This is a genomic window from Martelella sp. UBA3392, assembly GCF_002358775.1.
GTDB lineage: Bacteria > Pseudomonadota > Alphaproteobacteria > Rhizobiales > Rhizobiaceae > Martelella > Martelella mediterranea.
On sequence record NZ_DEPM01000013.1, the window covers coordinates 3379 to 22308 of the forward strand.

General features: G+C 62.2%; 23 protein-coding genes. 21 read left to right on the plus strand and 2 right to left on the minus strand.

The window, feature by feature from the left end:
- The 13 genes from B4E36_RS01055 to cobU form a co-directional block, all read left to right on the plus strand.
- The coding region (locus B4E36_RS01055) for an ABC transporter ATP-binding protein (protein ID WP_345899872.1) at positions 1 to 632 on the plus strand (632 nt) is incomplete at its 5' end.
- Positions 619 to 1329 carry an ABC transporter ATP-binding protein gene (locus B4E36_RS01060; protein ID WP_292056688.1) on the plus strand — a complete coding sequence of 237 codons (711 nt, stop codon included), beginning with the start codon at positions 619 to 621 and terminating at the stop codon, positions 1327 to 1329. The genes B4E36_RS01055 and B4E36_RS01060, both read left to right, overlap by 14 nt.
- Positions 1330 to 1357: 28 nt before the next feature.
- Complete coding sequence (locus B4E36_RS01065; protein ID WP_292056690.1) at positions 1358 to 2575, plus strand: ABC transporter substrate-binding protein; 1218 nt, start codon at positions 1358 to 1360, stop codon at positions 2573 to 2575.
- 79 nt (positions 2576 to 2654) lie between these two features.
- The gene (locus tag B4E36_RS01070) at positions 2655 to 3458 is read left to right on the plus strand and encodes an N-acyl homoserine lactonase family protein (protein WP_292056691.1); all 804 of its coding nucleotides are present in this window, start codon (positions 2655 to 2657) and stop codon (positions 3456 to 3458) included.
- Between the two features lie 108 nt (positions 3459 to 3566).
- Positions 3567 to 3893 (plus strand): NIPSNAP family protein, encoded by a 327-nt coding sequence (locus tag B4E36_RS01075; RefSeq protein ID WP_018063103.1) that lies wholly within the window; start codon positions 3567 to 3569, stop codon positions 3891 to 3893.
- A 65-nt stretch (positions 3894 to 3958) separates the two neighbouring features.
- Positions 3959 to 4834 (plus strand): NAD(P)-dependent oxidoreductase, encoded by an 876-nt coding sequence (locus B4E36_RS01080; RefSeq protein WP_345899873.1) that lies wholly within the window; start codon positions 3959 to 3961, stop codon positions 4832 to 4834.
- 108 nt (positions 4835 to 4942) lie between these two features.
- Positions 4943 to 5356 (plus strand): carboxymuconolactone decarboxylase family protein, encoded by a 414-nt coding sequence (locus B4E36_RS01085; RefSeq protein WP_292056694.1) that lies wholly within the window; start codon positions 4943 to 4945, stop codon positions 5354 to 5356.
- 93 nt (positions 5357 to 5449) lie between these two features.
- A complete protein-coding gene (locus B4E36_RS01090; RefSeq protein ID WP_292056696.1) occupies positions 5450 to 6346 on the plus strand; it encodes an NAD(P)-dependent oxidoreductase in 897 nt (298 codons plus the stop codon).
- Positions 6347 to 6350: 4 nt separating this feature from the next.
- Positions 6351 to 6740: a cupin domain-containing protein gene (locus tag B4E36_RS01095; protein ID WP_292056699.1), complete on the plus strand. Its 390-nt coding sequence runs from the start codon at positions 6351 to 6353 to the stop codon at positions 6738 to 6740.
- A gap of 104 nt (positions 6741 to 6844) precedes the next feature.
- On the plus strand, positions 6845 to 7534 hold the full coding sequence (locus B4E36_RS01100; protein ID WP_026173188.1) for a GntR family transcriptional regulator: 690 nt from the start codon (positions 6845 to 6847) through the stop codon (positions 7532 to 7534).
- Between the two features lie 138 nt (positions 7535 to 7672).
- Complete coding sequence (locus B4E36_RS01105; RefSeq protein ID WP_292056701.1) at positions 7673 to 8104, plus strand: hypothetical protein; 432 nt, start codon at positions 7673 to 7675, stop codon at positions 8102 to 8104.
- Between the two features lie 324 nt (positions 8105 to 8428).
- The gene (locus tag B4E36_RS01110; RefSeq protein WP_292056703.1) at positions 8429 to 9430 is read left to right on the plus strand and encodes a glycine betaine ABC transporter substrate-binding protein; all 1002 of its coding nucleotides are present in this window, start codon (positions 8429 to 8431) and stop codon (positions 9428 to 9430) included.
- Positions 9431 to 9642: 212 nt separating this feature from the next.
- Positions 9643 to 10167: a bifunctional adenosylcobinamide kinase/adenosylcobinamide-phosphate guanylyltransferase gene (gene cobU, locus B4E36_RS01115; protein ID WP_292056705.1), complete on the plus strand. Its 525-nt coding sequence runs from the start codon at positions 9643 to 9645 to the stop codon at positions 10165 to 10167.
- Here cobU and B4E36_RS01120 read toward each other — a convergent pair.
- A complete protein-coding gene (locus tag B4E36_RS01120) occupies positions 10151 to 10942 on the minus strand; it encodes a TSUP family transporter (RefSeq protein WP_292056706.1) in 792 nt (263 codons plus the stop codon). The two genes, cobU and B4E36_RS01120, sit on opposite strands and share 17 nt — an antisense overlap.
- Before the next feature lie 129 nt (positions 10943 to 11071).
- Here B4E36_RS01120 and B4E36_RS01125 point away from each other — a divergent pair, with 129 nt between their 5' ends.
- Together B4E36_RS01125 and B4E36_RS01130 are read left to right on the plus strand one after the other, a co-directional pair.
- Positions 11072 to 12022 carry a nucleoside hydrolase gene (locus tag B4E36_RS01125; RefSeq protein WP_292056707.1) on the plus strand — a complete coding sequence of 317 codons (951 nt, stop codon included), beginning with the start codon at positions 11072 to 11074 and terminating at the stop codon, positions 12020 to 12022.
- A gap of 116 nt (positions 12023 to 12138) precedes the next feature.
- Positions 12139 to 12591, plus strand: a complete 453-nt coding sequence (locus tag B4E36_RS01130; protein ID WP_292056710.1) for a L,D-transpeptidase — start codon at positions 12139 to 12141, stop codon at positions 12589 to 12591.
- Between the two features lie 9 nt (positions 12592 to 12600).
- Here the strand turns inward: B4E36_RS01130 and B4E36_RS01135 are convergent, their stop codons facing one another.
- Positions 12601 to 13332 carry a Crp/Fnr family transcriptional regulator gene (locus B4E36_RS01135; protein WP_292056713.1) on the minus strand — a complete coding sequence of 244 codons (732 nt, stop codon included), beginning with the start codon at positions 13330 to 13332 and terminating at the stop codon, positions 12601 to 12603.
- A gap of 194 nt (positions 13333 to 13526) precedes the next feature.
- Between B4E36_RS01135 and hemN the strand changes: the two genes are divergently transcribed.
- From hemN to B4E36_RS01165, 6 genes are all read left to right on the plus strand, one after another.
- The gene (hemN, locus tag B4E36_RS01140; RefSeq protein WP_292056714.1) at positions 13527 to 14879 is read left to right on the plus strand and encodes an oxygen-independent coproporphyrinogen III oxidase; all 1353 of its coding nucleotides are present in this window, start codon (positions 13527 to 13529) and stop codon (positions 14877 to 14879) included.
- A 96-nt stretch (positions 14880 to 14975) separates the two neighbouring features.
- A complete protein-coding gene (locus tag B4E36_RS01145) occupies positions 14976 to 15263 on the plus strand; it encodes an acyl carrier protein (protein WP_085986543.1) in 288 nt (95 codons plus the stop codon).
- 77 nt (positions 15264 to 15340) lie between these two features.
- On the plus strand, positions 15341 to 15826 hold the full coding sequence (locus tag B4E36_RS01150; protein ID WP_292056716.1) for a 3-hydroxyacyl-ACP dehydratase FabZ family protein: 486 nt from the start codon (positions 15341 to 15343) through the stop codon (positions 15824 to 15826).
- A 1-nt stretch (position 15827) separates the two neighbouring features.
- The gene (locus tag B4E36_RS01155) at positions 15828 to 17030 is read left to right on the plus strand and encodes a beta-ketoacyl-ACP synthase (protein WP_292056718.1); all 1203 of its coding nucleotides are present in this window, start codon (positions 15828 to 15830) and stop codon (positions 17028 to 17030) included.
- A 15-nt stretch (positions 17031 to 17045) separates the two neighbouring features.
- The gene (locus tag B4E36_RS01160; RefSeq protein WP_292056720.1) at positions 17046 to 18326 is read left to right on the plus strand and encodes a beta-ketoacyl-ACP synthase; all 1281 of its coding nucleotides are present in this window, start codon (positions 17046 to 17048) and stop codon (positions 18324 to 18326) included.
- A gap of 65 nt (positions 18327 to 18391) precedes the next feature.
- The coding region (locus tag B4E36_RS01165) for an alcohol dehydrogenase catalytic domain-containing protein (RefSeq protein WP_345899874.1) at positions 18392 to 18930 on the plus strand (539 nt) is incomplete at its 3' end.

Sequence of the window (18930 nt, forward strand, 5' to 3'; positions counted from 1 at the left end):
TCGGCCCGAACGGCGCCGGCAAGACCACGCTTTTCAATCTCCTCAACGGTTTCCAGACGCCGACATCCGGCCAGGTCTTCGTCAATGGCAAGGACATGGCGCGCAGCAAGCCGCATGTGCTGTGCCGGGCAGGGGTCGGCCGCACATTCCAGATCATGCGTCCGTTCACGCGCATGAGCGTGCGCGACAATGTCCGAACCGGGGCCTATGTGCGGGCCGGGAGCGAGGCCGAGGCGGCTGAGGTTGCCGACGATGCTCTGCGCCAGGTCGGGCTGTCGGCGATCGCGGAACAGCTCGCCGGCGAACTCACCACCAAGGAACTGCGCCTGATGGAACTGGCGCGGGCCCTTGCCGGCAAGCCGCACACGCTGCTTCTCGATGAAACGCTCGCCGGCCTCGGCCGCGACGAGGCCGCGGAAGTGGTGGCGGTGATCCGGCGGCTGTCGGCGAGCGGCATGACGGTGGCGATCATCGAACACACGATGCAGGCCATGGTGCAACTGGTCGACCGCTTTCTGGTCCTCGACCACGGTCAAGTCATCATGGAGGGGGCTCCGGAAGAGGTCACCAAGAACCCTCATGTCATCGAGGCCTATCTTGGCAAGAAGTGGAGCGCCCATGCTGAAGATTGAAAATCTCACCGTCGGCTATTCCGCGAGCGTTCCGGTGCTGCATGATGTCTCGATCAGCATCGACGCCGGCCAGTTCATCTCCGTCGTCGGGCCGAACGGCGCTGGCAAGACGACGCTGTTCAAGGCGATTTCGGGCACGTTGAAGCCCATAAGCGGCCGGCTGAGTTTCGAGGGCGAGGATATTTCCAGCCTCGAACCGTCGCGGCGACCGCATCTCGGCATCGCCCATGTCCCGGAAGGCCGGCAGGTATTTCCGTCGATGACCGTCCTGGAAAATCTCGAAATGGGCGCGGTGCCCAAGGCCGGACGGGACGAATGGGCGACGAACCTGGAACGGATCTACACCTGGTTTCCCGTGCTGAAGGAGCGCGCCGGGCAGTATGCCGGCACGCTGTCCGGCGGCCAGCAGCAGATGCTCGCCATCGGTCGCGGTCTGGCGTCCTCGCCGAAGCTGATCATGCTCGACGAGCCGTCCATGGGGCTTGCCCCGTCGATCGCCGATTTCGTGTTCGAGAAGCTGATGGAGATCAGGCGGGATCTCGGCCTTGCCATCCTGCTGGTCGAGCAGCGCGTGGCGGAGGCGCTGCAGTTTGCCGATCGCGGTTACGTGCTCGAAACCGGTCGCATCGTTCTGGAAGGAGACGGCGACACGCTGATGGCCGATGACCGCATCCGCCAGGCCTATCTTGGAATGTAAGCAGAATTGAACAAAGGAGGAGGAAAACATGACCAATCAATTGAAGAGAAGTCTCGCATTTGCGCTCGCGGCGAGCACCGCCGCGATGGCCGGCATCCCCGCGCTGGCGCAGGAAAAGCCGATCCAGATCGGTCTGATCGCGCCGACATCGGGCATCTACGCCCGTCCCGGCACGGTGATGAAAATGGGCGCGGAGCTCGCCGTGCAGGACGTCAATGACGCCGGCGGCATTTCCTGCATGAACGGCGCGCCGCTGGAGCTTGTTGTAATCGATTCCGGCGATACCGTCGAGAAGGCCACGAATGCCGCCCAGCGCATGGTTGCCGAGTACCCGGAGCTGGTGGGCGGCACGGGCGCCTACCTCAGCTCGTTCACGCTGGCCGTGACCGAGGTGACGGAGCGGGCCAACCTGCCGATGCTGACGCTGTCCTATTCCGACCTGATCACCGATCGCGGTTTCAAGAACGTGTTCCAGACCTCGGCCACGGCCGGCGTGCAGGCGCAGCTTGCCCTGCCGATCATTCTCGACCTTGCCGAGGAACAGACCGGCAAACGGCCGGAAACGGTTGCAATCATCACCGATAACACCGCCGCGTCGCTGTCCTCGGTCGAGCGCATGACCAATGGTCTGCTGGACGATGTCGGCCTTGAAGTGGTGCTGGAGGAAGTATTCACGCCGCCGCTTGCCGACGCCACCTCGCTTGTCCAGCAGGTTCGCCAGAAAAGGCCGGACCTCCTGTTCTTCCTGCCGACGGTGATTTCGGACAGCAAGCTGATCCTGGAGAAGATGAAGGAATTCCGGGTTCAGGTGCCGGTGATCTCCTTCGGCATCGCGATTGCCGAGCCGGAGGTTCTGAACACCATGCCGCCGGAAATGCTTGAAGGCGTGATGTCCGCCGTCGCCAACTGGGGCACCAAGGGCCAGGAGGCGCTGATCGAACGGCTGAACACCGTCTATGGCGAGCCCTGGATGACCCAGAACGCCGTTTCGACCTATGGCGACATCTGGCTGTTCAAGGACGCGCTGGAAAAGAGCTGCAGCCGCGATCGCGCCGCGCTGGGCGATGCGTTGCGCGAACTCGATGCGGGACCGGCCGAATACTATCCGGGCGGCACGCTGAGCTTTGACGAAAAGGGACGGCGCGAGGGCGCGAGCCTGACCATCATCCAGTGGCAGGATGGTGTTCCGGTGACTGTGTTCCCGGAAGATCTGGCGCTTTCGCAGCCGAGCTGGCCGAAGAAGTAGTAGTCTGCGTCCGGCGGTCGGGTGATCGCCGGACGCGCTTTCCCGCGCGGGCAAAATGAATCGTTGAAGCGAGAGCAGCATGACCGACAGATATGAAATCCTGGCCTTGAAATACGCCCGCAACGACCGTCCGGCGTCGCAGAACTTCATTGGTGGCGATGCCCACGACCACTCGATGCCGATCGATTATTACGTCTGGGTGATCCGCAACGCGGCGCGCACCATCGTGGTCGATACCGGTTTCAATCCGCAATCGGGCACAAGGCGCGGCCGCGAACTCATCACGCCGGTCCATACGGCTCTCTCGGCCGTCGGCGTGGATTTCAACGCCGTCGAGCATGTGATCACCACGCATATGCATTACGACCACGCCGGGAATAACGACCTGTTCCCGAATGCCTGCTTCTACATGCAGGAAAGCGAGATGCGCTACGCCACCGGCCCCTGCATGTGCCATCATTTTCTCAACCACCCCTACGAGGTTGACGATGTCGTCGGCATGGTTCGGCGCACCTATGCCGGCAAGGTTTCGTTCTGCCTGGGCGATCGCGAGCTTTTCCCGGGCGTGACGGTCCATCACATCGGCGGCCACTCCCGTGGCCTGCAATGCGTGCGGGTGGAGACCAAACGCGGTCCCGTGGTGCTCGCATCCGATGCCAGCCATCTTTACCAGCATTTCCAGACCGGCCGGGTGTTTCCGACCTGCGACAGCGTTTCCGACACCGTGGTGGGCTATCAGCGGCTGAAGGAGCTGGCGGGCAGGGACAGCCATATCGTGCCCGGGCACGATCCCGAGGTGATGAACCGCTATCCGGCATTCAGCGAGCAAACGGCCAGTTTCGCTGTCAGGCTCGATGAGGATGAGCGTCTACCGGGCAGCTAGTTTCAGTCTGTGAAATGCGCCGACTTAACCGCGAAATCAGTGATTGTATTATTGACATAATATCATAGCAAAAATAGACTCAAACCAACCAAGAGAAGGAAATCTCGAATGATTGTGGAGCTCCGGATTTACTATTGCGCGCCGGGTCGCCTGCCGGCGCTTCTCGAGCGTTTCCGGTCAACGACGCTGGGCTTTTTTGACAAATACGGCATCGAGCAGATCGGCTTCTGGACGACTACTATCGGCCCCGACAACCATGCTCTGACCTATCTGTTGAAATGGGACAGCATGGCCGAGCGAGAAAAGCGCTGGAATGCATTCCAGGCGGATGCCGACTGGATCGCCGCGCGTGCCGAATCCGAACGCGAGGCGCCGATCGTCGCGCGGGTCGAAAACAGCTTTCTCGCGCCCACCGACTTTTCGGCATTGAGGTAAATCATCGCCAGGGAGGGCGTATCGGGAATGGAATTCTGGTCCTTGAAACGCGAGGCGGCCAAGTCATGAGCGTACAAAAAGTCGGTTTCATCGGACTTGGCATGATGGGCGCGCCGATGTGCGCACGCATCGCGGGAGCCGGTCACGCGCTGTATGTCGCGGATGCGGACCCGGCGCGCGTTGAGGAGATTTGCGCGAAACTCTCCGCCGCGCCGTTGACGGAGACCGCAGCGAAAGACCTCGACGTTCTGATCACCATGCTCCCGAACTCATCCATCGTGGAATCCGTTCTGCTGGATGAGGGCTGGGCCGATCGGTTGACGTCTGGCGCCCTGGTGATCGACATGAGTTCTTCGGAACCGGTGCGTTCGCGTGAGCTTGCGGAGACGCTTGCCGGACGCGGGCTTCATTATCTCGACGCGCCGGTTTCCGGCGGCGTCAAGCGGGCCGAAAACGGCACGCTGGCAATTCTTGTGGGTGGGGAGCAGGCGCAGATGGATGCCGCGCGGCCGCTCCTGGAAACCATGGGCCAATCGATCCTGTTCATCGGGCCTGCCGGCGCCGGTCATGCCGCCAAGGCGCTCAACAATCTGGTCTCGGCCTGCGGGCTGATGATCACGGTCGAGGCGCTGCATGTCGCAAAACGGTTCGGCATCGCCGAAGACGTCATGACCGATGTGCTGAATGCCTCGAGCGGCCGCAGCAATACGTCGGAAAACAAGGTCAAGCAGTTCATGCTGTCAGGTACGTTTGGCTCCGGCTTCTCGCTGAAGCTGATGGACAAGGACCTTTCGATCGCGGGCAAGCTTGCGGAATCGGTCGGCTACACACTGAGCTTCGGCGCCTATGGCGTCGATACCTGGCACCGGGTTGCCGAAGGGGTTTCGCCGACGGCCGATCACACCGAGATGTACCGCCTCCTTTCGGAAGACGCGCAATGAAGGACGACGCCCGGCGTTATATCGACGGTAGACGAGGCGGGGCGGTGACGATTGCCCTTGTGGGTTTGGGAATTGGACGACCGCGCGGAGCGGGGGAGAATGGATATCATGCCGAGTGAAAGCAAAATGTTTGAAAAGGGGTTCCGGAACCGCAAGGCGGTGCTGGGTGCCCCGCATGTCGAAAAGTCCTGGGAAAATGCAGATTCCTTCAACCGCCCCGCGCAGAGGCTGGTGACCGAATACTGCTGGGGCGAGGTCTGGGGCGATGAAACGCTGCCGTTCCGCACCCGCAGCATGCTGAACCTTGCGATGCTGACCGCGATGAACCAGCATCATGAATTGGCCGTTCACGTCCGGGGCGCGCTCAACAACGGCGTTACGCCGAAGGAAATCCAGGCGGTGCTGTTGCAGGCCATGGTCTATTGCGGCGCGCCGGCGGCACTCTCAGCCTTCAGAACCGCAAGCGCCGTCTTGAAGGAGTGGTCCGCGGAGCAGGAAAAGCAGGACGGCGCGGCGGAATAAGTCTTCGCGTCACTCTTTCATCGGCACGGAACGATGGCCGGTGCGGTCGTCGCGCAGAATGAAAACGGTAGGTTCAGCAAGGGGCGCTAGATTATGGCAATCGATACGGTAGGGTTCATCGGACTTGGAAACATGGGCGGGCGGATGACCCGCTGCATCGTGGCGGGCGGGGTCAAGGTGCTGGGGTTCGATATGGACGAGACCGCTGCCGACCGTTTCGGCGCGACGCGGGCCTCCTCTGCCAGCGAGATCATGGAACAGGCCGACCTCGTTTTCCTTTCCCTGCCCGACAGCACGGTGATCGAGAAGGTCGTCGAAGGCGAGGGCGGCTTGCTGGACCACGTCCGTCCTGGACAGATCGTCGCCGACATGAGCACCGCGTCTGCCGCCTCCACCCGGCGGATCGCGGCGAAATTTGCTGAGAAGGGGGCTTTCTATGTCGACGCCGGCATCTCCGGCGGCGCGGCGGCGGCTGAAAAGGCCGCGCTGACGCTGATGGTCGGCGGCGATGCGGAGGCGATTACGCGGCTTGAGCCAGTCTTCGCGCTGATCGCCAGGAAGGTCATCGTCATGGGCGAAAGCGGGGCGGGGCACACCGCCAAGCTGTTGAACAATTTTCTCAATGCCGTCAGCCTGGCCGCCACGGCAGAGGTCATGGTCGCCGGCAAGAAGGCCGGTCTCGATCTCCACCGCCTGCTCGAGGTGCTGAACGCCAGCAGCGGCGTAAACTTCGCCACGCTGAACCGCTTCCCAAAGATCGTCGACGGTGATTATCTCGAGGGCGGGCTCACCTCCAGGCTCATGACCAAGGACGTGCTGCTTTATTGCGACCTGCTGCACGAACTGGGCGTTTCCTCGCTGAACGCATCCGGGCCGATGGCAAGCTTCGGGCTTGCAACCGCGCTCGGCTATGGCGATGTCATCAGCAATCGCGTCGTCGATGCCATCGGCGATATTTCCGGCAAAGTTCGTCTCCACGAGAAGGATTGAAGATATGAAGGTTTTCCATGGCCGGCAGACCGGCGCTCCATCGGAAGTGAAATCCGATACTTTCACCGGTACGGTTCACGCCGATCCCGTGATGCCGCCAACCGATGGCGTCGTCATCAACAACGTGTTCTTTTCGCCCGGTGCGCGCACCTATTGGCATACCCATGAAACCGGTCAGGTTCTGACCGTCATCGCCGGCAAGGGCTGGGTCTGCAAGGAAGGCGAGGCCGCACAGGAGCTCAAGGCCGGAGACACGGTCTGGATCGCTACCGGTGAAAGGCACTGGCACGGCGCGGCCGCCGACAGCTATCTGCTGCACACCGCCATCTCGATCGGCAGGACCGACTGGCTGGAGGAGGTCGGCGAGACCGACTATCAGGCCGCCGGGAAGTAGCGTTTTCGCCAACGGGCGAGAGTGGCGTGTGCGGCGGAAAGCTTGTTGCGCAGCGGTGTTTCGTGTTAATGGCGGATAGTCATAATGTAATACGGGAAGGCTTTATGAGCTCACGTGGGACAGCGCTGCAACCGGACACTTTGCGTCGACAGATTGAGAACGCCGTCCGTCAGGCAATCACCTCTGGCCGGTACAAGCCGGGAGCGCGCCTTGTGGAGCGGGAGCTTTGCGAAGAACTCGGCGTCAGCCGTACCTCGCTGAGGGAAGCTCTGCGCAAGCTGGAAGCCGAAAAGCTGCTCGAGATCGTTCCCCACAAGGGCCCCGTCGTCGCCGTCATTTCGCTGGAAGAGGCGAAGGAGCTATACGCCCTGCGCGGGGTGCTGGAAGGCTTCGCGGCGCGGGAATTCGCGCTCAACGGCTCCGATGAAGCCATACGGCAATTTTCGAAGGGCGCCGAGGCGCTTCGCGAGCACGCCCTGTCCGGCGACAAGGCGGAGGTGCTGGAAGCCAAGAGCCGGCTCTACAACATCATGCTCGGCAATTGCGGCAACAACCTCGCCCGCGAGGTGCTGCAAAGCCTGTTTTCCCGGATCAACATCCTGCGCGCCACCTCGCTGATGCATCCCGCGCGAATCGACGAAAGCCTTGCCGAGATCGACGCTCTTGCGGCCGCGCTGGAAAAGCGCGATGCGGAAGAAGCTGCGCGAATTGCGTCTCTGCATGTGCAGAACGCCTGCGTCGTCGCCCTTCAACTGTTGAAGGAGCAACGTGACGAGGCGGCCGCCGAAGCCTAGAGTCGGCCGCCGTCATTGTTATCGAACACCAGCGCTCACAAACCGCGCCGCAAATTTGCGGCGCTCGCGTTCTGCCGCCTTGTTTGCGGCGCATTCGCGCGGAAGATGTATTCAGCCCTGAAACGAGTGAGGTGAATCATGCAGGCGGCGTTGATTGCGATGACGATTTTCGGCTGTGATGACAGCCTGAACCAGTGCAGCTATATCGATATGGCCGAAACGCGCTACGCCACTGTCCAGGCCTGCGACAGCGAGATTGAAAACAAGCTCTCGGCCTATGAGGACAGCGGTTTTCCGACGATCATCGCCGTCTGCCGGGAGCCGGGCGAACTCGTTAATGCCGCGCTCGGGCGAAACCCGGATGCCACCTTGCCCTTGCCCGCCTCCGTGCCGGAAACGACGGATGCCGAGACGCCGTCCGAAGCGCCGGGCCGCCTTCAGCGCCTGACAAGAGGGTCGATGGCGGCGCTGATGGGTATCGTGCCGACGCGCCAGCAGCTCACCAGCGCCTTTACGGCGCCGCTGCATGTGGTGACCGACAGCTATTCCTGGGTGGTGAAGAAAATCTAGAGCCGAAGCTCGGCTCGACGCGGCGGTTGCATACGCAATACCTGAAACGGCACTCCCGGAAACGCGAAACTGATAAAGCCGGGAGGACATTTGCCGCGCAACCGTCCGCTGACACCCGTTCTAGCGGCAGAACGTTACTGGTTGGTTAGCGTTTCCGCATAAAGGCGTAAACCGGTCTGATTTCACCGTAAATGCCGCGACTTGCGGTTTGTTATTTTAGCGCGACAGACGTATTCTTGAACAAATTTGGCGGTAGGACCCTTTAGAGGCGGCAAGCCCGTCCAATGTCGTTATCGCGTGCGGTTATCGGAGGAGACAGCAACAATGAAGCCCTATGTCGTCGCCCTGTCACTGGCCTCGGCCGTTGCCCTGTTTTCCGGCCCGGCGGCGGCTGATGTCGACTGTCGCGATCTGACGATCGCCGAGTTGAACTGGCCCTCGGCCGGGCTTGCGGCCTGGGTCGACAAGCTGATCATGGAAACCGGCTACGGCTGCACGGTGTCGCTCGTCGAAGGCGACACCAACAGCGCCGTCGCTTCGATCGCGAAAGACGGCAAGCCTGAAATCGTGCCGGAGTTCTGGTTCGAAAGCATGTCGCCGGCGCTGGAGGAGGCCGTTGCCGACAAGCGCGTCGCCTTCGGGGCGGCGCTGCTGAACGAGGGCGGGGTGCAGGGCTGGTGGATGCCGAAATATATCCTCGACGCCAATCCCGGCATGACAACCGTTCAGCAGGCCTTGCAGCATCCGGAGCTTTTCATGCCGGCCGAGGAGGGCGGCGAGCCGGCGGTGGTCAACTGTCCCGAGGGCTGGGCCTGTCGCGCCTCGACCCAAAACCTGTTCCGCGCGCTCGACGCGGAGGCGGCCGGCTTCGCGCTCCACGATGTGAAGGACGCCGCCGCCCTCGACGAATCGATCATCGAGGCCTTCGAGAACAAGGAAGGGTGGCTTGGCTATTACTGGGCGCCAACGGCCCTTCTCGGCAATCATCCGATGGTCAAGCTCAGCTTCGGTGTCGAGTTCAGCAAGGAGGAATGGGACAATTGCACCATCGTGCCGGGTTGCCCGAACCCCAAGCTCAACACCTATCCGGTCTCGGCCGTTTACACACTGATCTCGGGCGATTTCGTCGATGAAAACCCCGAACTGATGAACTATTTCAACACGCGCTCATGGAGCAACGGCACGGTAAGCGAAGTGCTGGCCTGGATGGATGAGGAAGAAGCCGGCAACGAGGCGGGCGCCCGCCATTTCCTCGCCAATTATCCCGATGTCTGGAAGGCCTGGCTACCGGAGGATATCGCCGAAAAGGTCGCCGACAAGATCTGACCGGCGACGGTTATTGCACTGCCGGCCCGTCGCCGTTATCATCGCGGCGTGCCGGCAAGGGCCGCAGTCGGGGATGGTCCCCGTTCGGTCATCGTGACCGTGGCGATCAACACAGCGGACGCCTCCATGAACTACGAATCGTCCGCTTTCGCCAAACTGCAGCCCGCCGGCGCATTCTCCTTCCGACCAAACAACCGAGCGGGCGCGGCCGGATGAACGCTGCCTGCCTCGTTCTCGGCGGCGCGCGCTCCGGCAAGTCCCGTCATGCCGAAATGCTGGCCCGCCGACATGGTGGAAGCCTGCATTATATCGCGACCGCAGAAGCCATGGACGACGCCGAGATGGCGGAGCGGATTGCGCGGCACAAGGCCGATCGCGGCAGCGGCTGGATCACCCATGAAACGCCATTCGCGCTTGTCGAATGTCTCGAAGCGCTGGAGCGGGAGAATGAGCCGGTGGTGGTGCTCGACTGCCTGACGCTGTGGCTCAGCAACCTGCTGCTGGCGGAGCGCGATATAGAGGCCGAAGGCGCGCGGCTTGCGGATTTCGTCGCGCGCTGTCCCTACCGGCTGATCATGGTCAGCAACGAGGTGGGGCTCTCGGTCGTGCCGGACAACGCGCTTGCGCGGCGCTTTCGCGATGCCGCCGGTATTTTGAACCAGCGCATCGCGGCGGTCTCGGCGGAGGTGGTGTTCATGGCCGCCGGCCTGCCGATTCACCTTAAAACTGCATCATAAGCCATTGATAGGTCGGGTTCTTCTCATCCAGGAACACTTTGAGGGCCATCGCCATGCAGGACAGAACCAGCAGCGGGCGGATGATTTTCGCGCCATTCTTCATGGCGAGATTGGAGCCGGTGCGGGCGCCCAGAAACTGGCCGAGGCCCATGACCAGCCCGACCTTCCACAGGATCGCGCCGCCGAACATGAACACCGCGAAAGCGCCGATATTGGTCGACAGGTTGAGGAATTTGGTGTGGGCGGTGGCCTTCAGCATGCCGAAGCCGCCGAGCGTGACGAAGGCGATCATGAAGAACGATCCGGTCCCGGGGCCGAACAGACCATCGTAAAAGCCGATCGCGGGCACGACCAGCGCGGCGAAGAGCGGGGTGGAGAGCCGCTTCTCGCGGTCGCTGTCGTCCAGCCCGGTGCGCAGCGCGAAATAGAGCCCGATCGCGACCAGCAGGAAGGGGAGCGCCGCGCGCAGCGCATCGCCGGAAATCAGCGTGGCGACCAGCGCGCCGAGCGCGCCGCCGGCAATCGCGATCAGCGCCATCGGCCATTGTTTCATTGGCTCCACCCGACCGGCGCGGGCATAGGCGATCGTGGCGGAAGCCGCGCCGAACATGCCCTGCAGCTTGTTGGTGCCGAGCGCCTGCAACGGCGGCACGCCGGAAATCAGCAGCACAGGTATGGTGATGAGGCCGCCGCCGCCTGCGATCGAATCGACGAAGCCCGCGATATAGGCGGCCGCGAACAGGATCAGCAACAGTTCGATACTGGCTTCAAACACGAAAACATCCTTTGCAGGGCCATCGCCGCGCGGACCTGCGGCGTTTCCTTTTTTCTCCGGATCGTGTAGGGCCTTTCTCGATCCGGCGCAAACGCCGTTACCATATTTCCGAGAACAGGATGCGCTTTCATGCACAAGGTAATTTTCGACACGGACCCCGGTATTGACGATGCCATGGCTCTGCTCTTCCTGGAGCGCCATCCCGATATCGACCTTCTCGGCATAACCTCTGTTTTCGGCAATGCCTCCGCCGACACGACCACGCGCAACGCGCAGTTCCTGAAGCGCGAATTCGGTATCAAGGCCCCGGTCGCCCGCGGCGCGGACGTGACGTTCGATCCGGGCCGGCCGATGGCCTCGTGGCCGACATTCGTGCATGGCGTCAACGGGCTCGGCGATATCGATGTGCCGGAGACGATCGACGACGTGCCGCTCGATCCGCGTCCGGCCTTCCAGTTCATCATCGACACGGTGCGCGAACATCCCGGCGAGGTCGAGATCGTTGCCGTCGGCCGCATGACCAACCTCGCCATGGCGCTGGCGCGCGATCCGGAAATCGCCGGCCTCGTCAAGCAGGTCGTCGTTATGGGCGGCGCCTTCGACACCAACGGCAATGTGACGCCGGCGGCGGAAGCCAATATCCACGGCGACCCGGAGGCGGCCGATGTCGTTTTCACCGCGCCGTGGAAGGTCGTGATCATCGGCCTCGACGTCACGCTCCAGACCGTCATGACCCGCACGATGATGAAGGATCTGGCCCTGCGCGGCGGCCCGGCGGTGGAACTGCTCGCAAGGATTTCCGATCCCTATATCGATTTCTACAGCCAGCAGGTCGAGGACGGCATGGTGGTGCATGACAGCTGCGCCTGCGCCTATGTGGTGGCGCCCGAGCTCTTCGGCGTTCGGTCGGGCTCCGTGCGCGTGGTCTGCGGCGGCATCGCCGACGGACTGACCTTGCAGAAGCCTTCCGGCGGGGCGTTCGGCCCGAGCCCGTGGGACGACAAGACCGAGCAGAAGGTGGCGATGACCATCGAGGCGGAGAAGGTCGTCGACCTGATCGCCGCCACGCTCGCGCCCTGACGCAGGAACAGTCCGGCCTTGTGCCGGTTGTGTTTACCTTAAAATCAGTATCGCGTTGATAGCAATCCCCGCTGCACATATCGTTCATTAGAAACATATGTGTGTCGGGGGTGGATATGCGTAAAATACTGTTGGCGTTACTGGTGTTGCTTGGCGCGGCGTCGGCCGCGAATGCCGCCCGCAAATCCGGCGACGAGATTTTCGAACCGGGCAAGGTCGTCGCGGCGGTCAGCCTGACGACCCAGACCATGAAGGTCATCATTGGCGGCCATGAGCGCTATGAATGGCCGGTCTCGACCGGGGCAGGGGGCTATTCGACGCCGCGCGGCATATACGGCGCGGAATGGCTGTCGAAGAACCACCGCTCGCGCAAATACAACAATGCGCCGATGCCCTATGCAATCTTCTTTCATCACGGCTATGCCGTCCACGGCACGGACCAACTGGCGCGGCTTGGCCGTCCCGCCTCGCATGGCTGCGTGCGGCTTCATCCGGACAATGCGGCGCTGCTGTTCGATCTCGCCCAGACGATGGGGCTGGAAAACGTAACGGTGGTGATCGGCGACTGATATCGAGAATCAGTCGTTGCCGGCGGCAGCGCTCAGCCTGTCGATATCCGGCACGCTGACATGGCGGTTGTTTTCGACGATGATGATCTTCTCATTGCGCAGTTTGGTCATCTGGCGGCTGACCGTTTCGATGGTCAGCCCGAGAAAATCGGCGATGTCGGCGCGCGACAGCGGCAGGTCGAAGGAGAAGCCATCATCGGCAAGCGGGTCGATATGGGTGGCAATCAGATACAGAAACGAGGCGACCTTTTCGCGCGCGCTCTTGCGGCCGAGCGTGAGCATCCAGTCGCGGGCTTCATCGAGTTCCTTCAGCGACTGGTTGTAAAGCTTGTGCTCGAGTTCAGGCGATTGCTCGATCATCCGTTCCAGCGCGGCACGCGGGAAGGCGCATATTTCCGTTTCCGTTGCCGCTTCGGCGGTCAGCGCGCTCTCGTGCGAAAACGGGCGGCCCATGAAATCGGGCGCGAACTGCAGGCCGACGATCTGCTGGCGGCCATCGGCCATCATCTTGGAAAGCTTCACCACGCCGCGCAGGATGTTGGAATAACTGCCGACGCTTTCGCCCTGCCCGACAACTTCCGCTCCGCCCTCGATCGTCCGGCGCGAAGAATGCTTGTTGAGCTGCACCAGTTGCTCGTGCGTCAGGACAGAACAGATGCCGCCATGCCGCGACTCGCACGCCCGGCATACGTGCGGAATAACGTCGTCGCCCTCATAGGATCTATGGGTGTTGTCGGTCATAGCGTGTTCTCGATTCGCCGTGGCGCGGAACCACCTGAATTCAACTCTGCGATGTCGAACGATATGTCTTCGTGCCCGCCACAACTGCATTCGTTCGTACACAGCTACTCTGCAACCAAACTTGATCAAAGTCAAAGCTGCGACCGCCCCGAGGGGCTATCCCGTTCGCATAATCAGTCAGGAAGGGGCGCGTCATGACGTCGCAACAACAATTGTTGGCCAGGTTTTCGGAGCCGGTTCCGCGTTACACCAGCTACCCGACGGCCCCGCATTTCCATGATGGGGTCGATCCGACGACTGCGAGACAATGGATTGCGGCGCTTGGCGCCGGCCAGACGCTCTCGCTTTACGTGCATGTTCCCTATTGCGACCGGCTTTGCTGGTTTTGCGCCTGTCACACCAAGCACACCCTCAAATATGAGCCCGTTGCGGCTTATCTCGAAAGCCTGAAGTGCGAAATCGAGACCATGGGTCAAATGGTATCGCCCGAGGTCGTGGTGACCGGCCTGCATTGGGGCGGCGGCTCGCCGACCATGCTGAAGCCCGAGGACATGCATCGCCTGATGGGCTGGCTGCGGGCCGCCTTCACGTTCGCCGAGGATGCCGAGATCAGCGTCGAGATGGATCCGAACGATCTTGACGAGGCGCGCTACGATGCGCTGGCCGAAATCGGGGTGACGCGGGCAAGCCTCGGCGTCCAGGACTTCGATCCCAAGGTGCAGAAGACCATCAACCGTCTGCAGACCTTCGAACAGACGGCGGAGGTGATCGCGGCGATGCGCAAGCGCGGCGTAAGATCCGTCAATTGCGATCTGCTCTACGGCCTGCCGTATCAGACGCTTGATACGATGGCGAAGACCGTCGCCGATATCATCAGCCTGAAACCCGACAGGATCGCGCTGTTCGGCTATGCCCATGTGCCGTGGATGAAGAAGCACCAGGCGCTGATTCCCGAGGATGCGCTTCCGGATGCGGAGGAACGTTTCCGCCAGATGTCGCTGGCGGCCGAGATGCTGGCCGAGGCCGGCTATGAGTCGATTGGCATCGATCATTTCGCGCTTGCCGGTGACACGCTTGCCAAGGCGGCCCGCACCGGCAGGCTGCGGCGCAATTTCCAGGGCTATACCGACGAGAGCGCCGACGCGCTGATCGGTCTTGGCGCCTCGTCGATCAGCCAGTTGCCGGAGGGCTTTTGGCAGAACATGCCGGCGACCGGCGAATATCGACGCATGGTCGAAAGCGGCGATTTGGCGGTGGTTCGCGGCGTTGCTCTTCAGCCGGAGGATCGCGCGCGCGCCTTCGTGATCGAGAGAATCATGTGCGCCTATGGTTTTTCCGCCTGCGAGCTGAAAGCGCGATTCGATGCCGGAACGGACGAAATCATCGCCGAGGCCCAGGCCTATGCCCGCGAAAATCCGGAGGTCTGTGACTATGACCGGTTTGGATTTCGGCTGAAAAATGAGGCTTTTCCGTTCGCGCGCTCTGTTGCTGCGGTTTTCGATACCTATCTTGGGCGCGGCAAGGGTCGCCATTCGGCGGCCGTCTGAGTTACAATCGAAAAATTGCCCTCGTGCAACCTGTGGCCATTGGCTTTTCGCCAATCATTGCCTATGAGGAGGGCACACTTGAAAGATGAAGAGGTAATAGGCGTGAGCGCTACATTTGATAAAGTTGCCGATATCATCGCGGAAACGAGCGAAATCGACCGCGACCAGATTACGCCGGAAAGCAATACGATCGACGATCTCGGCATCGACAGCCTCGATTTCCTCGATATCGTCTTTGCGATCGACAAGGAATTCGGTATCAAGATCCCGCTCGAAAAGTGGACGCAGGACGTCAACGAGGGCAAGGTCGACGCGGACGAGTACTTCATTCTGAAGAATCTCTGCGCCAAGATCGACGAGCTGAGAGCGGCAAAGCAGTCTTAAGGGCGGTCGGCTTTATGACCGGCATCTCAGCCCGCCTGGCTTCGCTGCGGAACTGATGCAGGGGCTGAAAGCATTCAATGCTGCTTGAATATTTCCAGATGATTGATCGGATCGTGTCGGCGGATATCAACGCCGGGACGATCGTCGCGCGTTCCACGGTTCCGGAGAAAAGCCCGGTATTCGAGGGGCATTTTCCGGGCATGCCGCTCGTTCCGGGGGTGCTTTTGATCGAAACCATGGCGCAGGCGTCCGGCATGCTGCTGCTCGGCGTCAATGATTGCACGGCGATGCCGTTCCTGATGATGGTCGACAGCGCCAAGCTGCGCGGCTTCGTCGCGCCCAATGCGGTGCTCGATATCGAAGCGCAACTGGAGCACGAGGGCTCGGGCTTTGCCGTTACCAAGGCGAAGATCGCGTCCGGCGGAAAGCCGATCGCGAACGCCCAGCTCAAATTCCGCACGATGTCGTTCGATGACAATGAACTAGCGCCGCTCGTGAAGCGGCGCGCCGAGGAAGTCGGCCTGTTTGCGGCAATCGCCGGGCAGGCCGCGGAGAGGTCCTGACATGGCGAAATCCTCCAATGATGTGGTCGTTACCGGTATTGGTCTGGTCACGAGTTTCGGCGTCGGCATCGAGCCGCATGTCGCGATGCTCACCGGCGGCCAGCCCGAAGTCCGGATCGACGCCGACATCTGCGCGCCCTATCCGGTGCATCCGCTGCCGGAAATCGACTGGAAGGACCAGATCCCCAAGCGCGGCGACCAGCGCCAGATGGAAAACTGGCAGCGGCTCGGCGTCTATGCCGCAGGCCTCGCGCTCGACGACGCGGGTATGAAGGAAAACGAAGAGCTTTGCGCGACGATGGACATGATCGTCGCGGCCGGCGGCGGCGAGCGCGATATCGCCGTTGACAGCCTGATCGTCAACGAGGCGCGCCAGCGCAATGATCGCGAGATCCTGCTGAACGAGAAGCTGACCACCGAGCTGCGTCCGACGCTGTTTCTGGCCCAGCTCGCCAACCTGGTTGCCGGCAATATTTCCATCGTGCACAAGGTTGCCGGCTCCTCGCGCACCTTCATGGGCGAGGAAGCGGCAGGTATTTCCGCCGTCGCAACCGCTTACGCGCGCATCCTGGCGGGCCAGTCGAGCCATACGCTGGTGGGCGGCTCGTTCGTCGCCGAACGCCGCGACATCCTGCTGATGATGGAATCGGTGCATGCGCTTTCGCGCGGGGACTGGGCGCCGCTCTGGGACCGGCCCGCGGATGAAGACGGCGGCATGATCATGGGCACGGTCGGCGCCTTCGTGGTGCTGGAATCACGCGAACATGCCGAAGCCCGCGGCGCGCATATCTATGCGGTGCTTTCCGGCGTCGAAGGCGATCGCGGCAAGCGTGACGATGGCCGTTTCGAACAGCGGCTCGAGCGGCTGTTCAAGGATGCCGGGTTTACCGGCGCCGGCAATGAAGCGATTCTTTCCGGCGCGACCGGCCTGACCGACATCACGATGCGCGAAGCCGCTTTCGTGAAAGAGCATTTCCCGTCAGCCCCGCTGCGCGGTTATACCGGTGTCACCGGCCACGCCATGGAAGCGACTTTCACGCTCGGGATCGCGCTCGCCGCACTGGCGCTCGACAAACAGGCCGTGCTTCCCGTCTTCAATTCCGGTGGCGAGCAGCCGATGTCGGCCCCGGCGGAAAAGATCGCGGTAACCACTGTCGGCCATCAGCGCGGCGAGGGCGTCGCCGTGCTCTCGGCCGAGAAATAAGGAAGGACCGGACAGATGAGCAATGCCTATACAGATCATCTCGGTCGCCCGCTCGTCGCCGTAACCGGCATGGGCGTGGTGACCTCGCTCGGTCGCGGCCTCGAGGACAACTGGAAGAAGCTGACGGAAGGCGTGTCGGGGATCCATCAGATCTCGCGGTTCCCGACCGAGCATCTTTCCACCCGCATCGCCGGCACGGTGGATTTCATTCCGTCGGAAGACAATGCCGTTTCCCGGTCCTATGCGTTCGCCGAGGCGACCATCGAGGAGGCGCTTGCCGCAGCCGGCCTTTCCGGCGATTTCGATGCGCCGCTGTTTCTGGCGGCTCCGCCGGTGGAGCCCGAATGGTCGATGCGTTTCGCGCTGACCGATCGCTCCGGTCCGCCGGTGGAAGACAATGACGCCTATGTCCGCTTTCTCGCAGCCATGCGCGAAAAGGGCGATCCTGCCTTTCACGAAGCCGTGCTATTCGGTTCGATCTCGGAGCGGATCGCCGACAAGTTCGGCACACGGGGCCTGCCGGTAACGACGTCGACGGCCTGCGCCTCGGGCGCGACCGCAATCCAGCTGGGCGTCGAGGCGATCCGCCAGGGCCGCACGGAGCGTGCCATGACGGTTGCCACCGACGGTTCCGTCAGCGCCGAATCGCTGGTGCGGTTCTCGCTGCTGTCGGCGCTTTCCACCCAGAACGACCCGCCGGAGAAGGCCTCCAAGCCCTTCAGCAAGGATCGCGACGGCTTCGTGATCGCCGAGGGCGCGGCAACGCTGATCCTCGAATCGCTCGCCTCCGCCGTCGCCCGCGGGGCGAAGGTTTACGGCATCGTGCGCGGTTGCGGCGAAAAGGCCGACCATTTCCATCGCACCCGGTCCTCGCCCGATGGCGCACCGGCGATCGCGACGGTCCGCGCGGCGCTGGAAGATGCCGGGCTCGATATCGACGGCATCGATTACATCAACGCCCATGGCACTTCGACGCCGGAAAACGACAAGATGGAATATTCCTCGCTCAGCGCCGTGTTCGGCGAGCGGCTGAAGTCCATCCCGCTGTCGTCCAACAAGTCGATGATCGGCCATACGCTGACGGCCGCCGGCGCGGTGGAGGCGGTGTTCTCGTTCCAGTCGATGCAGACCGGGGTGTTGCCGCCGACCATCAACCACGTCAATCCGGATCCGGCGATCGAGCTCGATGTGGTGCCGAATGTGAAGCGTTCGGCGAATGTCGCGTCTGTATTGTCCAATTCGTTCGGATTCGGCGGCCAGAATGCCTGCCTGGTGATGACGCGAGAGCCGGCGTGAGCCTGTTCTTTTGACAGTCTAGTTTAGTTAGTAGCTCTAACATATTGAATATGAAGGAATGACCCATGCGCGCCTTGCAGCTGACCGATGACCGCAAGATCGAATTGCGCGACGTGGCAGAGCCGGGCGCGCCAGCGCCTGGCGAGGTGACGCTGCGATTGAAGGCGGTCGCGCTCAACCATATCGATGTCTGGGGCTGGCGCGGCATGGCGTTCGCCAAGCGCAAGCTGCCGCTGACGATCGGCGCGGAAGCCTCCGGCGTGGTCGAGGCGATCGGCGCAGGGGTATCGAACGTGCTGCCCGGCGATCTGGTGGCGATCTATGGCGCGCGCATCTGCGGCCGTTGCAAGGCCTGTCGCGAGGGCCGCGACAATCTGTGCGAACATGTCGGCGGCGTCCACGGCTTTCATCTCGACGGCTTCGCGCAGGAAAAAATCAACATCCCCGCCCGCCAGCTCGTGGCAGCACCCCCCGGCGTGGACGCGATCGGGGCGGCCCTTGCGCCCGTCACCTTTGGCACCGTTGAGCATATGCTGTTCGACAATGCCAAGCTCCAGCCGGGCGAGACGATACTGGTCCATGCCGGCGGCTCCGGCATCGGCTC